The following is a 16,617-nucleotide window of genomic DNA, read 5'->3' on the forward strand; positions in this document are numbered from 1 at the left end:
AATGTGATCAAGAGACAGGCCAGTGAGCCGGGAACTATTAGTAGGCCATTCAGAAAGACAGTTATGTGCACCACATCCACAGGCCATACAGTTAACCTTTAATAAACACCACAAGTACCGCAGGCAGTAAGTGAGGTTTCATGCCCGGTGTAAGGTCATCTTGTTGAGTCGCCGATGAGCAGATCCCGTGTCGAGCACGGGATGACAGGGAAGAGCGTAATAAGGAGCTGCAACGGATAGAATGAGTGCGGAAACAGTATCTCAGGTTTCGTATTTACCGTCATCCTGCCTGCGAGCCGGGAACTACCGGCAGACCATCCTGAAAGCCAGCTATTTGCACCGCATCCACAGGCCATACAGTTAACCTTTAATAAACACCACAAGTACCGCAGGTAGTAAGTGAGGTTTCATGCCCGGTGTAAGGTCATCTTATTGAGTCGCCGGTGAGCAGATCCCGTGTCGAGCACGGGATGACGGGGAAGAGCGTAATATGGAGCTGCAACGGATAGAATGAGTGCGGAAATAGTATCTCAGGTTTCGTATTTACCGTCATCCCGGCCAGCGAGCCGGGAACTACTAGCAGGCCATTCAGAAAGCCAGTTATGTGCACCGCATTTACATACCACACTGTCATCGCTGGCCAGCGAGCCGGGAACTACCGGCAGACTATTCAGAAAGCCAGTAATATGCACCGCATCGACATACAGCACCGTCATCCTGCCTGCGAGCCGGGAACTATTAGCAGGCTATTCAGAAAACCAGTTATATGCACTGCATCCACATACCAGATCGTTATCCGATTCAGTGATTCGGGAGCCAACAACACCAAATCTCAGCCAATAAAAAAGGGCCAAACCCTAAGGTTTAGCCCTCATTATAAAGCCTGGGGAATGTTGCTTATTGAGCTTGTGCGCTCAGTGTTACGCCAGAGAATGAGCGATAAGCGTTAAGACCGAAGTACCAGGTACCCGCTTGCGGGTTAGTGAAAGTACAGGTTTCAGAGTTACCGCCTTTATAAGGACGACAGTCCCAGTTTGAGCTGCTAGGTACACTGCCTTGCTTAACAAACAGGTCAGCATCACCTGTACCACCAGAGATGGTCACAGTCAGGTTACTCATGCCCGCAGGGACTTCCAGAGACTTCTGAACCCAGCCACCTGTGCTTGCAGACAGGTTAGACTCGTTTAATTCAACAGGACCGGTTGAACCGCCCGCTGTTTCAGCTTTCAGGCTTACACCGCTGTATGCAGAGTAACCATTCATCATTACGTGGTAAGTACCTGAAGATGGGTTATCAATAGTACAAACTTCGTTGTTACCGCCTTCGTACGGACGACAGTCCCAAACGCTGGTGGTTGGTTTAGCATTTGCACGTACGTATAAATCCGCATCGCCCGTACCGCCACTCATAGTGAAGGTAACTTGGCTTACACCACTGCCTACCTCAAAGGTGTAGAAAGTTTGGCTGCCTTTTGCGCCGCTCAGGCTTGTTTTAGCAACGCCATCTTCCAGCTCGTTACCGCCAGTGTCGTTCAGCGCTGCATCTACCGCGGCTGATGCATCGATGATACCAGTACCACAGCTTGTACAAGTCGCAGGGAAGCTACGTGTTGTGTTCTTCAGAATGCTTTCTACTTCGTCCGGCGTTGCAGTAGGTTTAGCTTGTTTGATAAGTGCCGCTACACCCGCAACGTGTGGTGCCGCCATTGACGTACCTTGTGAGTAAGCATAGCTGTCGCTTGAAGGCGTGTTGCTGCCTGCGTTGTAAGTAGACAGAATACCTTCAGGGTCGTTAGCGAAGCTTTGAGCACCACCTGGCGCTGCAACGTCGATGTTTGAACCGTAGTTTGAGTAGTAAGCACGGCCACCGTTACGACCTACAGACGCAACGTTGATGATGCCAGAACAGTTACCTGGGTTGTAGTTTGCAGAGTTGTCGTTGTCGTTACCTGCTGCAATAACAATGGTTGTACCGTTTGCGCGTGCTGTGTTGATCGCGTTTTGCGTGGTAGAACTACATGCACCGCTGCCACCTAAACTCATGTTAATGACGTCAGCCGGGTTTGCGTTAGCAGGTACGCCAGATACTGAGCCACCAGATGCCCAGACAATCGCGTCTGCGATATCTGAAGTCAAACCACCACACTTACCAAGTACACGAACCGGTACTACTTTCGCATCGTATGCAACCCCGGCAACACCTTCGCCGTTGTTAGAAACCGCAGCAACAGTACCCGCTACGTGCGTACCGTGCCAGCTTGAGTCGCGTGCGCTGTGAGTGTAACCACACTCGTTAGCAGACACTGCATCACCTGGGTCACGTGCATCGCTGTCGCGACCGCCGCCATCGTTTGCAACAGAAATATCAGAGATCATGTCGTAGCCTGGCAGGATGTTCGCGCTCAGGTCGGCATGAGGGCGGTAACCCGTATCCAGTACCGCAACAACTACACCGTCACCCGTTGCTTTGTCCCATGCTGCTGGTGCGTTAATGCCGCCAGCTGCTTCAAAATAGTGCCACTGATCTGAGTAACGCGGATCGTTTGGTGTCGCGAACGGCTGTAGCATTTGGTCAACTTCGATATATTCGATGTTACCGGTTGCTGCCATTTCCTGCATCAGGCTTTGTGCTTCTGCCGGAGTTAGCTTTTTGTCAACACGCATAACGTGGTGGTTGCTCAGTGCCATCTTACGAACGTACTTAGTTTGTAGTGAAGATTTTTTCTTGCTTTTGAAGTTCTTCACGAAACTTTGAGCGCGTGAGTTCATCATGGCTGGTGACATATCTGCACCTGAAATAGACATAAGCTGGTTGCTGTTGTCTTTGTACTTGATGATGAACTGCGTACCGGCTGTGTTTTGGCTCTGCATTTTCTGGCTTAGTTGCGCCATGCTTACGCTGTTGTTAAGTGCTTCAGCGTTATTAGCCATAGCAGTAGAGGCGGCAAACATGCCAGACATTGCCAGCGCTACCGCGCCGATTTTTAGGTTACGTGTTGTCATTCTTAGAATTCCCTAGTTTCTTACTTGTTGTTGTTCTGTTTGCGTGTGCAAGCAGATGGTTATCGAAGGTAAAGAGTTGGTTAAAGTATTTAAAGTGCTGTTTTGTTATTTACACTATTGTTTTAGTTATAAGCGGATGGCTAGATAGTTCGTTTATTGCAATAATCTGTTGTTTTTATTGCATAATTATTCTTTGTTACAGGATGAAGTATGATTTAGTTAGTATTGTAAATGATTGTAAATGGTTAATATTTTATTACTACTTGTGATAAATTTATGTGCCTTTGTTTGCTAAATAATCGCATTACTCCACCTCCAGAGCATAAGTTGATACAATAAGCGCATAACTTTTTCAGGACACAATATACAATGTTGAACTTTGATGTGGTGATCATCGGCGCGGGCGCGGCTGGCCTGATGTGCGCGGCACAGGCTGGGTATCGGGGCCGTAGTGTGGCGGTGGTCGATATGGGCAAAAAAGCTGGCCGAAAAATACTCATTAGCGGCGGTGGTCGTTGCAATTTTACCAATGAGGGTGCCACACCACAGAATTATTTATGCGCAAACCCGCATTTTGTGAAGTCCTGCCTGAGCCGCTATACCCAGCACGACTTTATTGAGCTGGTGGACCGCCACGGCCTGGCATATCATCATAAAACCCTGGGGCAGCTGTTTTGTGATAACAGCGCGCAGGACATAGTCGACATCTTGCTAACCGAATGCGAGTGGGCCGGGGTAGAGCTGTTTCTGCGTAACGAAGTCATTAAGGTAGAACGCACCGAGGGCGGTCGCTATCTTGTTACCACCTCAGAGCAGGTATTCAGTTGTGAGTCTTTGGTGGTGGCCGCTGGTGGCCTGACTATGCCCAAACTGGGCGCCACCCCCATTGGCTATAAAATTGCCGAGCAGTTTGGCCTGAAAGTGTTGCCCACCATGGCAGCGCTGGTGCCCTTTACTTTGCATGACCACGACAAAGCCCGCTTTGATGGCCTGGCCGGCGTCAGTTTACCCTGCACAGCACAAAGCGAGGACGGCACCCGCTTCAAAGAAAACCTGCTGTTTACCCACCGTGGCCTCTCGGGCCCGGCAATTTTGCAGATCTCCTCCTTCTGGCGCGCCGGACAGGGCGTGATTGTGAACCTGCTGCCCGACATCGATATGCAGGCACAACTGCACGACTGGCGTCAGGAGCAAGGTAATAAGTCTTTGAAAAACCTGCTTAGTACTATATTACCCAAGCGCTTTGTCGAGGTTTTAATTAACGAGCAAACGGTGCCGGAAAAAAATGCCAACCAACTCAGCCACAGCGAAATCGAAACGCTGGCCCACGCGCTGCACCACTGGCACATCAAACCCAATGGCACAGAGGGCTACCGCACCGCCGAAGTCACCCTCGGCGGCGTCGACACCGACGAACTCAGCTCCAAAACCTTCGAAGCCAAAAAAGCCCCTGGCCTGTACTTTATCGGCGAAGTTACCGACGTTACCGGCTGGCTCGGCGGTTATAACTTCCAGTACGCCTGGAGCTGCGGCTGGGCGTGCGGGCAGGCGTGTTAGGTTGTGTAGAGACAATAAAGTTTGCCCGTAGTGTGGCCAGGTACACTCTTCTAATGCTTAAGTACGTTTAAGATCGAGGACGAAAATTAGAGTCATTAGCAGACTTTGAGCGATCTGCAACACCACTTGCTATTAATTTCATATTTTTCACCCATAAATAAGCCGCAAATTTGCGGCTTATTAACTATTCTACAGTACTAGCTGGCAACCCAGCCGCTACATCTTTAAATGCGGCTAAGGCAGCTTCTAAATGGTCGATGATTTCTTGCTGTAAAACATCAGGCGGTGGCAAGTTATCAAGGTTATCTAAGCTGTCATCTTTTAGCCAGAATATATCCAAGCTCGCTTTGTCTCGATTGATTAGCTCATCATAACTGTAGTATTTGAACCTCTCAGTCTCTTCACGTTCATGACGGTTTTCAGGGTTATAACACTTAATGAAGTCTTTCAAGTCATTCAGTGTCATTGGTCGTTGTTTTAGCGTGAAATGTTTATTGGTTCTTAGATCGTAAAACCAAATACCTTTGGTATGAACTTTTTCGTCACGGGTGGCATTATCAAAAAACACAACATTCGCTTTCACACCATTAGCGTAAAAGATACCTGTCGGTAATCTTAAAATGGTATGTACATCGCAGTTATTTAACCATTTTCTACGAATACGCTCACCTGCACCACCTTCAAACAATACGTTATCAGGTAATACAACAGCGGCTTTACCAGTGTCTTTTAAGCTTGAAACAATATGCTGTAAAAAGTTTAACTGTTTGTTGGTTGTGGTTGCCCAAAAATCTTGACGCTCATAAGTAAGCGCATCTTTATCTTCACCACCTTCAGTATTGGTTATGGTTACACTGCTTTTCTTGCCGAAAGGTGGATTCGCGAGAACATAATCTACCTTACTTTCACCTGTTAATGGTGTTAGTAATGCATCTGCTCTTTCAACTTCAGGTTGCCCATCAATGCTACCAATATTGTGTAAAAATAAGTTCATCAAACACATGCGTCTTGTTGAAGGGACAATCTCATTACCTCTAAATGTTTTGTCTCTTAACGATTGTGCTTGTGCCTTATTTAACTTCGACTTTGGAACAATGGTTTCATCATGCTTCGATGGATTCCAGTGATTCATTTCTTTTTGAATCCACTGAGGATCGCCATAGGCAATCCAATCACTAGCACTTAAAAAGAAGCCACCTGTACCACAAGCTGGATCTGCAATGGTTTTCTCTGGTTCAGGCTGAACACACGCTAATATGGCATCAATCAATGGTCTAGGCGTAAAGTATTGACCTGCACCGCTTTTTGTATCTTCCGCATTTTTTTGCAGAAGCCCTTCATATAAGTCACCTTTGGCATCGGCATCTAAGCTTATCCAATTTTCGTTATCAATCATGGTAACAATACGAGATAGCTTTGCAGGGTCAGGGATTTTATTTTCGGCTTTATAGAAGATAGCGCCTAACATGCCGCCAGCTTTTGCGAGGTTTTTTAAAACCTTTCGGTATTGCTCTTCAAGTTTTTCACCTGTTAACCCACTTAGAGATTCCCAGTTATACTCTGTCGGAACTTTAGTATCTCTGTCGTAAGGCGGCTGCGCATACTCGTGTGCCATTTTTAAAAATAGCAGATAGGTTAACTGCTCTAAGTAGTCGCCATAACCTACACCATCATCACGCAATGTATGACAGTAATTCCAAACTTTTTGTACTAATGCGGGGGCATTCATTTGTTTCTATCCAAACCTGATTGACTGCTCTCAGGATCACTACCGTCTAAAAGGGTAGGATTATACCGATTTTTGGCAGAATTAATTGCATCTTGCAAGCGCTGATGCAATATTTCTCGTTTTGGCAATACCGCTAAGTATTCAGCTACGTGAATGCCTGCTTCATCCATTTCTAGCAATTCTATTTGTTCTTGATTTTTTTGTGCGCATAAAATAATCCCGAGAGGAGCTTGCTCGTCCGCTTGGCGCTCATGTTTATCTAACCAGCGAAGGTAAAGCTCCATTTGCCCCTTGTAGTGAGGTTTGAACTTGCCCAGCTTTAAATCAATCGCCACTAAGCGTTTGAGTTGGCGGTTATAGAACAATAAATCGATATAAAAATCATCACCATCAAGCTGAATGCGTTTTTGCCGAGCAATAAACGAAAAGCCAGCACCTAGCTCAAGCAAAAACTGCTCAAGCTCGCGCAAAATGGCATCTTCTAAATCTTTTTCTAGATAATGATCATTTAGACCTAAAAAATCTAACACGTACGGGTCTTTAAGCAGCAAAGGAGCTGAAACGGATTGCTGTGTTGCTAATTTTTGCAACTCCAACTTTATCAGCTCTTGAGGTTTTTTAGACAATGCCGTGCGTTCAAATAACATACTGTTAATTCGATCATCTAAGGTACGCGCACTCCAACCTTCTAGCGCACACATTTGAGCGTAAAATTCACGCTGGAGAGGATCTTTTAAATGAATTAATTGCTTGAAATGTGTCCAGCTTAATTTTGCACGCAGCGCGTGCACAATCTGCTGCTCAGGGAATGTTTCGTAAAACTGCACCATATATTGCAAATTACGCTTGCCCCAGCCTTTGCCTAAATCATGGGTCAGCTGCTCGGATAAATTTGCAATCACCTGCTTACCATATTCAGCGCGCTCACCCTTTAATACCGCTTGATGAATACGTTGACCAATTTGCCAATACAACATAGTTAATGATGCATTAACAGCAACTGCCGCTTGCTGTTTAGTTTGAATAATTAGGGTATGAATTCCAGTAAATAATTCATCATTAGTGGTCATCATTTCATTCATCCAACCGTCTTAATAAGTTCGCTTATCCAAGAGTGTAGATCATCCTTATCTTTATCTTGTTCTAATTGGTAAACAAGATAACCCAAGTAAGTATGTTTGCTTTTGGGGTTAAACCATTTCCCTATTTTTCGAAGCTCATTTTGAAAGCAAGCTTCAGCTCCTTGGTCTCGTCTTAACTTTTTCAAATACCACTTTTTAGCGTCAATGATTAAAGGCTTAAATAAATTCCATTGGGCAAGGCGTCCTTCGTTTAGACGTTTTTGATCTAGGTGATAAAGTCGAATTGAATATTTAACTTTTAGATCTTCCTCTGAACCTTCTGGATAGCGAGAAAACGGTGCCCCGCTTTTGTCATATGACAGCATTCTCCAATCAAGTCTTTTACAGGGGTCTAATAAACTGGGATTTTCGTTGTCTTCATCAAGTTCGTTATAGGCTCTTTCGGTTTCATCAATTAGCGGAAAGTAGTTCCATTTCCCCCCCGCAGTTCCTTGCAAATCTTTTCTAAATTCATTGCAATGTTGACAAGAAAATCTAAAGTTTTCTTCTTTGAAAGCTGCCCATTTGTAACCCAAATGCTCGGGAGCGATATCATATCTGGTGATATCCTTACCGCCCTCATCTATAGAAACGCCTTTGACAGTGCCTTTAGGTCTATAATGATCAACCGCGTTATCTGTTCTTGGTATATTTGTTTCGCAATACCAGCATCGGCCATTAGAAAGTAATTCTAAGCTTTCTTTAAGCTCCTTCCATATAGCACTTCTATCATCAGCGACAATATTGCCATTTATCAGGTCTTGCGTTGCAGCTTCTGCACGATCTTCCCATCCATCAGGTAAATCAATAAAAGTATTGTCAACGAACCGCATTACTCGTCCTCATCAAGCAATGTTTTAATAGCCTCTGTCGCAACTTGGTCACGCTCTTCTTGCGATAAGCTTAGTGCATAATCTATAAGCTCTTTCAGACTTTCTGAACCTGACCTTTCTTTCAACAACGTATTTCGGATTTTTATATATCTTTCGTAATCATCATCTCGTTGAGTCATCGTAAATCTGTCATTCTCCAACCAGTCAGAAATAACCTGTAAACGCAATTTTTCAAACTTAGATTTGTTTTCAATGCTCGCAAGCGCTCTGTACTTTTCAAGCCTCTTCTGTGTTCTCTTGTCTAAAGAAGAGCCTAATCCGAACATATCGCTTGTGACTATTCCTGCATATCCCATTCCCTGAGGGTCGTAATGCGGCTTATGCGATTCTATAGTTCTGGTTTCGTCATCACGATTAAGAATTTGTACTTGATCACGTGTTAATTCGGCAATTGCAATTGGGTTATGTGTAGTGAGAACGATATGGCTATTGTTTTCACCTTTAGAACTAGAGGTTACAAATTTATTAAGATAATCAATGTAATCAACGCTCCACTTAGGGTTTAAGTGAGTGTCTGGTTCATCAAGTAAAAATAAACTTTCTTCCTCAGCAGTAAACCTTAATAGACCTAACACTGTTAGCAATTGTTGCTCGCCTTCACTTAATTCTCTGAAGGTGACACTACCATCATTCTTTTTAAGTTTTACTCTAATACGAACTTCGCTAATTAACTCTGAAACGTAGGTGCTTTCAAGATCACGGAAAAACTCTCTTGGCTCTTGCTCTCCAACCAGTTCATCGAGCTTGTAAATATCTTTGATAAACATATAAAGATATTCCCGCTCTTTTTTATTCCATAACGTTGCTTCATCTTTGCGCTTAATTTTTATAGGTGCAGTAGAAACCTCATGGACACGATCTAAAAAATCACGCACAACACCTTCTGCTCCCCAAAAGATATCGGGTTTTTCTTTGCAAGCGCCATATTTACCTTTTGGATCTTTACTTTTATTTAAGTTCCATGAAGGCTCATTTAGCTCTAGCAGCACAGAATCAATACTTTCCGCATTTTCATCCGTTTCTAGACCTAATTGGGTGTCTAGAAAATGCCTAACTAAGTCATCTTGTCTTAATACAAAGGCAAGTAACACAAATTGGCTATGTACAGGTAATGCATAAAATAAACGCCTTAAACCCGGATCTTCAGATTTTGCATTGCGAAGCTTTTTATCATATTGCTGAAGGTACGGCCTAAAAACTGACTGCATCCTATCGCTATGGCCTGAGTAGTAACCAAAAACATATTTTGGCAAGAAGTCGTCTTGCTGCTTTTTGAACTTACTAAATGCAATTTCAGCTAGCTCTTTCTTTCCTTTCAGCTCGCTCAATACATCTGCTTGAGATGACTCCTCTGACTTATTTTCACCTAAATCTCTGTAACTGATTTTATAGGCCTCTTTAACACGATCAGGGTCAGCATCTATCTCGATCTCTTTTTCATGGCAAAAATAACGAAGGACGTAAGAAAACGTTGGTTTATCTTTTTCTCCTCTCTCATTTTTACCCATAATAAGGTCACGAAATAAAACAGCTAATGCCTCAAGTACGTTTGACTTACCTGTGCCATTCCAGCCAATGACTAAGGTGATCCACTCTTGTTCTTCAAAGTCGATGGTGACATTTTTAAGGTTTTTAAATCGCTGGCGCTCACCTTCGCGATCTGATCCGATTGTAAATGAGGCTAGGCGCATTAGTCTTCCTTAATGTCTTGCGTAGTTAATTTTAATTGGTCGAAGTCACCTTGGCGCTGAATTTTGATTCTGCCTGTTTTTTCTAGTTTGCGCAGTTCGGTATAAATTTCTTCGATACGATCGGTTGAAGTGCCGTCAACAATGCCACATTTTTGAAAGGCATTTTGGGCATCAATCCAGTCATTTTCAGCGGTTAACACTTCGAGTAAGGTATTCATCAGCTCAACTCTTTTTCTAGGTTTACTCTGTTTTCGAGGTTTTGATATTTTTGCTATAGCTACACGTTCTTGCTTAATTTTCTCAAGCAATACTGAAGCGGGTTCGTCGTCAGGGTCTTGTGGCACTAGTTGGCCAGAAAAAGCTGACTTTAAGATGTTTTTACGCTGGGCTTCGGATTGCTTTAAACCAAGGTCTGTTGCTTCGTTTTGTCTGTCAATTGAGTCAAATTCATTCGCTAACATCGAGATTAATTGAACCTGTTCCTCTAAAGGGGGGAGTGGCACATGTAAGTTTGAGAACTTAGATAAACTTATGTTATTTTGCCCTGCTGATGAAGAAGCTTGGTTTTCTATCCATGCACGGGCATTCTTAGACCCAAAATATAGATCCATCCATTCTGGCAGAATAGTATCCATTGGAGTTCTTAATCTTAGTAAGTATGAGGCAAAGTAAAAACCATCCTCTATATCCCTTACAAGAGCAGTTTGCCCCATTAGAGATAAGCTACCATTGGTACGCACAATCAAAATATCACCAGAAAGTAACTGTTTATTCAAGCCGATATCAAAGAGATCGACCGTCTCTTTTAAATCAGATATGGATACTTTTTTATTTATAACATTAGGGATTCTTAATACTGGAGTATTTCCAGTTTCATACGCGCATTTTACTGATGTACCGTAACTTGATTCGTAGACTAGCTGATCAACACTTGCCCAAACCCAACTTTCAGGTAGTTCAGGTAAATCAGTTGTATCAGGCTGGACTGGCTCAGGATATTTGTCTTGCCAGTTTTTTGGTGGTTTTTTGCCTTTTTCTTTAAACTCTTCGAGTTTATTCTGTTCCCAGCGTTGCTTCCGTTCAATTAGGATACGATTTAAAAGCTCTTTGCCTGTTTCTTCAATTTTATCTTTATTGTCATCTCGCCATTTTTGAGTAAGAGCACCTTCAACCGCACTTTTGAGTAAGGACTGGCGATAGTGTTTGAGTTTAATTTGCGCTGCTTCAAGCTCTTTAACTCCAGCATCTAACTCAGAAAATAGCTCATCAATTTTATCAGTAATTCTATTTTGCTCATTAAATGGACATAATGTGAAAGGCATTTTTGTTAAAGCTGTTTTTGTTAGCTTGAGGCGAGTGGAGCCCGAGACATGCTCTTGATAGTCAACATAATTCATTTGATGAAGGATAAATTTATTTGAAACATACCCCTGTAATCCGCGCAAAATATGTGCATGGTTGTTCACCCAGAACTTACCTTTAACTAAATATGCTTTATTTTTAATGGGATCTAGAAAAGGAGCTGCGTCCTCACCCACTAATACTGACTCTTCATTAGATAAAAAGTCATCAATCCACCCCACTTGTCCAGTAGCACCGTAGTATGGAAATAATTCATTTAATGCTTTATTCTCAATGCGACTATTCCGCTCTGAGTTGTTAATAGGTTTTCTCTCATTGTCGTGAATTTCAACAACTTCACCTAATTCACATTTTATCCAATTTTTAGGTAGTTCAGTATTTTCGCTCACGCAATTAATTCCTGATTCATTTCAGCCATTAGGCTATCAAATTCGTTTTTAGTTTCGGTGTTAAGCAAGCCCCAAGCTTTTTTGTAAGCCACCGCGATCGGAAAGAGGGCTACAGTCAAAGTCATCGCGTTCAATGGAGTAACTTGCTGCAATATGGTCTTTTTTCAACCTTAGCCACGTGGTTTGTTCTTCGGCAAATGCTGTTTTTCTTTGGGCATTATGACGGAAGATCCATTTTTTAAATTAAGCGTCTAAGCGTCTACTTGCTCAGCAAAAGGCTTATGCTCTGCCTCCAAACCGATAGCATATTTTACTAGCGAGATTGTATCGGCTAGTAAATCGCCCCGAGTTCATCAGAGACTAGTTGGTTTAGGTCAGGCTACTTTACCCGACTCACTTAAATTATCATAGAAGTTAGCTTCATATTGAGCTGGTGAAATATAGCCAATTGAAGAAGGGTGAGAGCATACTTCGTTAACGAGCATTAACCAAAGATAAGCTCTGCCCTGAATTCATCGTCAAAACTGGCCCGAACGCACTTGCCACGTATCGAATCTTTACGGCCTGTGTACTGTTTTACCAGATTGCGAACGACCCGTCTGAACAGTGCCATGTTTTCCGCCGATATCGGCTCACTAATCTGGCAAGCATCTTCCTTAAACACGACATCCAATACCCAATGCTGCTGGTTTCCTATATGCTAATGATGGCGGATGGAAGTATGTGAATAATGTAGCAGAAGGCTTTGTAGAAGCTCTTGATGTGTTTCAGTCTTATACGCATTCGAACTGCCATTTTCAGGCTCATTTGTTACTTCCTCTTCTGCTGCCTGTTTTGCTGTATCTGTTTGCTCCGGTTTCCATGCACCTGATCATGCTGCCTGTTGGTACCTGAGGTGCCTTTGTTTGCATTTGGCATATTCGCAGAGTTGTCTTGTGGTTTGATTATATTCATCAGTTTATTCCTGTTAATTTAATTGGTTCATGGCTATTGTGGTTCAGAACAACCAACGGAAAAGGGACATTTGACTGAAATATGTTTGGAAATGCGATTAACCATGGGCTGCTGTTCAATCACTTGCCCGAATTGATTCTTCATGCATCAAAAGGTATAGATTCTTATGAAGATTTATTCGTTAAACTTTCAAGAGTAATCAAGGAAGATCAGAATATTACTTGCGATCACCAGATTTTTCGGAAGGCGAGAGCTGGCGCACTAAATTATGAGGAGTTTGAGAGCTACCTTAATGTTCGCGCCTTTGACATAGACATTAATGAAATCACTCCAGCCGAATTACAAAATCAGGGCGCTTGGTGCCTTTTGAAAGGTGCAATTACAGAAAGTATGGCGCAATTGGAAAAAGAAGAAGATTACAGCTTTCATTCTTACTGGGATTTCCTGAGTGCTCATTGTGATTTGGAGCATGACATTATCAAAAAGCTTCGGGAAACTAAGGAAACAAGAGTGGCCCATCGCTTTATCAGGCAATGGCTATTAATTGACAAACCTAACCTAATAAGTCCAACGACCGAAGAGTCATCTGTGTACTTGATTAGAATGGTGATGTACTGGGCCGCTTTGTTTGAATTGTATGAAGAGATTGATTATGGCGCACCAGATTTCTCGATATTGGAAAAGGTAACCCCGCAAGCTACAGGGAAGAAATCGAGCGGAGGTCTGAGTCTTTCTAGTGAGTGCATGCTGGAGGCATTTAAAGCCCGCTGGAGCAAAGACAATGCCAAACGTAAAGGGAAGTGGGTAGATTTATATCGTGATATCGTTCGTAAGCGGCTTAAGGATCCTGATATTGATGGGCCGTCTGTTAAGGCTGGTTCAGCAGAGTTAGTGGACCCTGATACATGTGCAATAAAAAAGCGCTTTGAGCGTTGGCGAAAAGGTAAGCAGCTTTTTTCGATGGAGGATGTCAGGAAGGACCTGTTAATTTTACGCTATCGCTATGCTGAAACCGAAAAGCATCACTGTATCCGCCCATTTTTGTTTGTTAACTTGTTCACCCTTACTCAGGTTGAGCTTAAAAATCATGGTGTAGCGGCAGATACAATCGTTGAAGAATTTAGTCACTACCAGAGTTATAAACAGCTGGTCAAAAAGCGGTTTGCCTATTTTCAACAAACCCATCAGCTCAAATACTGATTGCCTCACTCCGTTATGCATTGTCGGTATTTTCAATTAAGCGATTCAGGTTTGAGGTATCACTTTTTAAACGGGACAAATTAAACCTGAAAGGCACAGTCTTGCAATTTTGAAATGCTTTACAGCAATTCTTGGTTTTATTTTTCAACCCCTTCCCGAGCCTTCAACTTATGCAAAATGATGCACTGGTCTACCTGCTCGGCGCTGCATGAGGCGAGGGTTTGCAGGGATTGTTCAAGCAGTGCGAGTTCGCGCTGGGCGCGTTGTACCTGGGCGAGTTGTTCGGCGATGATTTTATCGACCACGGCGCAGGAGGCGTTGGGGTCGGCTTGTACTTCTACCAGGCGTTTGATGTCGTCGAGCGGGATGTTGAGCTCGCGGCAGCGACGAATGAAGATCAGGGTATCTACGTCGCCCGGTTGGTAGTGGCGATAGCCGTTGCTGGCGCGTTGCGGCGCTTTGAGCAGGCCAACTTGCTCATAATAGCGGATGGTTTTCGCATTTATCTGGGATTTCGTCGCAAGTTCGCTGATTTTCATATTGACCTTCCTGTCGCTGTAACCTTTAGCATCGGCAGTATCATTTATTCCTGTCCTGAGGGTCAAGTAATTCGTTATGTCTGATACGTTTCGTTCTGCCGGTTTGGTTTTGTCTTTAAGTTGTTTATCTCTGGGGATGTCGGTGAGTGTGGCGGCGCCGCTGAGTCCGCTGGCCACTGCTGTGAGTGCTGCGCTGGTTGCGCCGGGGCCTGAGCATCAGGCACAGGAGCCTCATGCTGAAGAAAAGCATGAAGACGGCCATCATGATGCGCATGCTGACGATGAGCACCATGATGATCACGGCCATGAAATGGAAAAAATCGTTATCCAGGCGACGCGCTCTGGGCGGATTGCCGATGAGCAGCCGGTGCGGGTGGAGCTGATCAACCGCGAAGAAATCGAAGAAAAGGCGGCGATGCGCCCGGGTAACATCTCCATGCTGGTGGCCGAAACCGGCGGTGTGCGCATGCAAACCACCTCGCCTGCGCTGGGCAGTGCCAATATTCGACTGCAGGGCTTGTATGGTCGCTACACTCAGCTACTGGCCGATGGCCTGCCGCTGTATGGTAATCAGGCTGCGTCGATAGGTCTGTTACAAATTCCACCCACGGATTTAGGCCGGGTGGAGATCATCAAAGGCTCGGCGTCTTCTTTATATGGTGGCTCGGCGCTGGGCGGGGTGATCAACCTGATCTCTCGCAAGCCGGGCGACGAGTTCAAGGGCGAGGTGCTGCTTAATCTGACCACCCGTGATGGCCAGGATCTGACGTCTTACATCGAAAGCCCGCTGAGCGATGACCTGAAAGGCTCGCTGACGCTGGGCGCACACCATCAGAAATCCGAAGACATAGATAACGACGGCTGGTTCGATTTGGCCGGCTATGAGCGCTACACCGCACGGCCACGCTTGTTCTGGGAAGGTGAGCAGGGCGAGTCCTTGTATGTGACGGCAGGTGCCATGACGGAGCAGCGTAATGGTGGTACTAAAGACGGGTTTACCATGGCAGATGGCAACCCGTACGTACAAACGCAGGATTCAGAGCGACTGGATGGCGGACTGGTGTATAGCCAGCCGATGTCCGACACGCTCACGCTGCATGCGCGCTCATCGGCCATGGTGCAAAACCATGAGCACGGCTTTGGTCTGGTGCTGGAAGAGGACAGGCACGAAAGCTACTTGTTTGAAACCAGTGTCAGTGGTTACAACGATAAAACCGACTGGCTGTTAGGGGTTGCCTATCAGTCGGATGTGTTTGAGTCCGAGACGTTTCCGACCTTTGATTACAGCTATGACGTGCCGGGCCTGTTTGCCCAGCTGGATCACACCCTGAGCGATACGCTGACCGCTTCGGTGAGTGCACGAGTGGATGACCATAATGAATATGGTACTCAGTTCAGCCCGCGGGTGACCTTGTTGTATCGTCCGGGCGAGCTGACGGTACGCGGTTCTTACGCGCAGGGCTATTTTGCGCCAACGCCGTTTGTGGAAGACATTGAAGCGGCAGGTTTATCGCGCTTAGCACCCATCGGTGAATTGCAGGCGGAGGAGGCCGAAACCGCCTCGCTGGACTTTACCTACACCTTTGATTCGGTTGAAACCAGTCTGACCCTGTTTGGCTCGAATGTGGATAACGTGACCGAGCTGGAGGTAGTGCCAACATCGGATGGCACGCCGCCCACCCAGGTACGGCTGACCAATGCACTGGGCGAGAGCCAGATCCGTGGTTCAGAAGTGCTGCTGCGTTATTACTGGCGCGACGTGAAGCTGACCGCCAGCTATTTATATCTGGATGCAACCCAAAGCGTGGATGGCAAGACGCGTACTGAGATTGCGCTGACGCCTAAACACTCGGCCGGGTTTGTGGCCATGTGGGAGCAACACGGCAACTTCCGCGCCGGGTTTGAGGCCTATTACACCGGGCCGCAGCGCCTCAATGCCAATCCGTTTGTTACTGAGTCCGATCCATACTGGCACCTGGGTTTGATGGGCGAGATCACCACCGGACGTTACAGCTGGTTTATCAACTTTGAGAACCTGCTGGATGTAAAACAAACCGATGAGCATCCGCTGTTGTTGCCACAGCAGGCAGTCAGTGGTCAGTGGACCACGGATATCTGGTCGCGCAACGATGGCTTTATTGTGAATGCGGGTGTGCGTATTAAGTTTGGTCATTAATCC

At 45.1% G+C, this 16,617-nt stretch carries 13 protein-coding genes and 1 pseudogene; 4 read left to right on the forward strand and 10 right to left on the reverse strand.

Annotated elements, in window-relative coordinates; translation table 11 throughout:
• Nucleotides 1-530: 530 nt before the first annotated feature.
• Together C3B51_RS16215 and C3B51_RS16220 are read right to left on the reverse strand one after the other, a co-directional pair.
• Nucleotides 531-716, reverse strand: a complete 186-nt coding sequence (locus C3B51_RS16215; RefSeq protein ID WP_130245740.1) for a hypothetical protein — start codon at nucleotides 714-716, stop codon at nucleotides 531-533.
• Nucleotides 717-897: 181 nt separating this feature from the next.
• Complete coding sequence (locus tag C3B51_RS16220; protein WP_130245741.1) at nucleotides 898-3,003, reverse strand: S8 family peptidase; 2,106 nt, start codon at nucleotides 3,001-3,003, stop codon at nucleotides 898-900.
• A 369-nt stretch (nucleotides 3,004-3,372) separates the two neighbouring features.
• Here C3B51_RS16220 and C3B51_RS16225 point away from each other — a divergent pair, with 369 nt between their 5' ends.
• Nucleotides 3,373-4,560, forward strand: coding sequence for an NAD(P)/FAD-dependent oxidoreductase (locus C3B51_RS16225; RefSeq protein ID WP_130245742.1), 1,188 nt, complete (start codon nucleotides 3,373-3,375; stop codon nucleotides 4,558-4,560).
• A 184-nt stretch (nucleotides 4,561-4,744) separates the two neighbouring features.
• On the opposite strand, the gene C3B51_RS16230 is transcribed toward C3B51_RS16225, so the two are convergent.
• The 7 genes and pseudogenes from C3B51_RS16230 to C3B51_RS23980 all read right to left on the reverse strand — a co-directional run.
• Nucleotides 4,745-6,289 carry an HsdM family class I SAM-dependent methyltransferase gene (locus tag C3B51_RS16230; RefSeq protein ID WP_130245743.1) on the reverse strand — a complete coding sequence of 515 codons (1,545 nt, stop codon included), beginning with the start codon at nucleotides 6,287-6,289 and terminating at the stop codon, nucleotides 4,745-4,747.
• Nucleotides 6,286-7,371, reverse strand: coding sequence for a PDDEXK nuclease domain-containing protein (locus C3B51_RS16235; RefSeq protein ID WP_130245744.1), 1,086 nt, complete (start codon nucleotides 7,369-7,371; stop codon nucleotides 6,286-6,288). The genes C3B51_RS16230 and C3B51_RS16235 overlap by 4 nt, the downstream gene beginning before the upstream one ends.
• Nucleotides 7,368-8,243, reverse strand: a complete 876-nt coding sequence (locus tag C3B51_RS16240; RefSeq protein WP_130245745.1) for a hypothetical protein — start codon at nucleotides 8,241-8,243, stop codon at nucleotides 7,368-7,370. Before C3B51_RS16240 ends, C3B51_RS16235 begins: the two co-directional genes overlap by 4 nt.
• Nucleotides 8,243-9,994, reverse strand: a complete 1,752-nt coding sequence (locus tag C3B51_RS16245; RefSeq protein ID WP_130245746.1) for an AAA family ATPase — start codon at nucleotides 9,992-9,994, stop codon at nucleotides 8,243-8,245. The genes C3B51_RS16240 and C3B51_RS16245 overlap by 1 nt, the downstream gene beginning before the upstream one ends.
• A complete protein-coding gene (locus C3B51_RS16250; protein WP_130245747.1) occupies nucleotides 9,994-11,745 on the reverse strand; it encodes a restriction endonuclease subunit S in 1,752 nt (583 codons plus the stop codon). The genes C3B51_RS16245 and C3B51_RS16250 overlap by 1 nt, the downstream gene beginning before the upstream one ends.
• A gap of 60 nt (nucleotides 11,746-11,805) precedes the next feature.
• Nucleotides 11,806-11,976 carry a type I restriction-modification enzyme R subunit C-terminal domain-containing protein gene (locus C3B51_RS23795; RefSeq protein WP_206076648.1) on the reverse strand — a complete coding sequence of 57 codons (171 nt, stop codon included), beginning with the start codon at nucleotides 11,974-11,976 and terminating at the stop codon, nucleotides 11,806-11,808.
• A gap of 253 nt (nucleotides 11,977-12,229) precedes the next feature.
• Nucleotides 12,230-12,442, reverse strand: a pseudogene (locus C3B51_RS23980) (transposase); the annotation flags it as partial.
• 26 nt (nucleotides 12,443-12,468) lie between these two features.
• Here C3B51_RS23980 and C3B51_RS23600 point away from each other — a divergent pair.
• On the forward strand, nucleotides 12,469-12,639 hold the full coding sequence (locus C3B51_RS23600; protein WP_165389178.1) for a hypothetical protein: 171 nt from the start codon (nucleotides 12,469-12,471) through the stop codon (nucleotides 12,637-12,639).
• A 141-nt stretch (nucleotides 12,640-12,780) separates the two neighbouring features.
• Nucleotides 12,781-13,899 (forward strand): hypothetical protein, encoded by a 1,119-nt coding sequence (locus C3B51_RS16260; RefSeq protein WP_130245748.1) that lies wholly within the window; start codon nucleotides 12,781-12,783, stop codon nucleotides 13,897-13,899.
• Nucleotides 13,900-14,036: 137 nt separating this feature from the next.
• Here the strand turns inward: C3B51_RS16260 and C3B51_RS16265 are convergent, their stop codons facing one another.
• Nucleotides 14,037-14,438, reverse strand: coding sequence for a MerR family transcriptional regulator (locus C3B51_RS16265; protein ID WP_130245749.1), 402 nt, complete (start codon nucleotides 14,436-14,438; stop codon nucleotides 14,037-14,039).
• A gap of 76 nt (nucleotides 14,439-14,514) precedes the next feature.
• On the opposite strand from C3B51_RS16265, the gene C3B51_RS16270 reads away from it, so the two are divergent.
• On the forward strand, nucleotides 14,515-16,614 hold the full coding sequence (locus C3B51_RS16270; protein ID WP_130245750.1) for a TonB-dependent receptor plug domain-containing protein: 2,100 nt from the start codon (nucleotides 14,515-14,517) through the stop codon (nucleotides 16,612-16,614).
• Nucleotides 16,615-16,617 lie beyond the last annotated feature (3 nt).

Origin of the sequence: Pseudoalteromonas rubra, from assembly GCF_004212645.1 — a bacterium.
GTDB classification, from domain to species: domain Bacteria; phylum Pseudomonadota; class Gammaproteobacteria; order Enterobacterales; family Alteromonadaceae; genus Pseudoalteromonas; species Pseudoalteromonas rubra_G.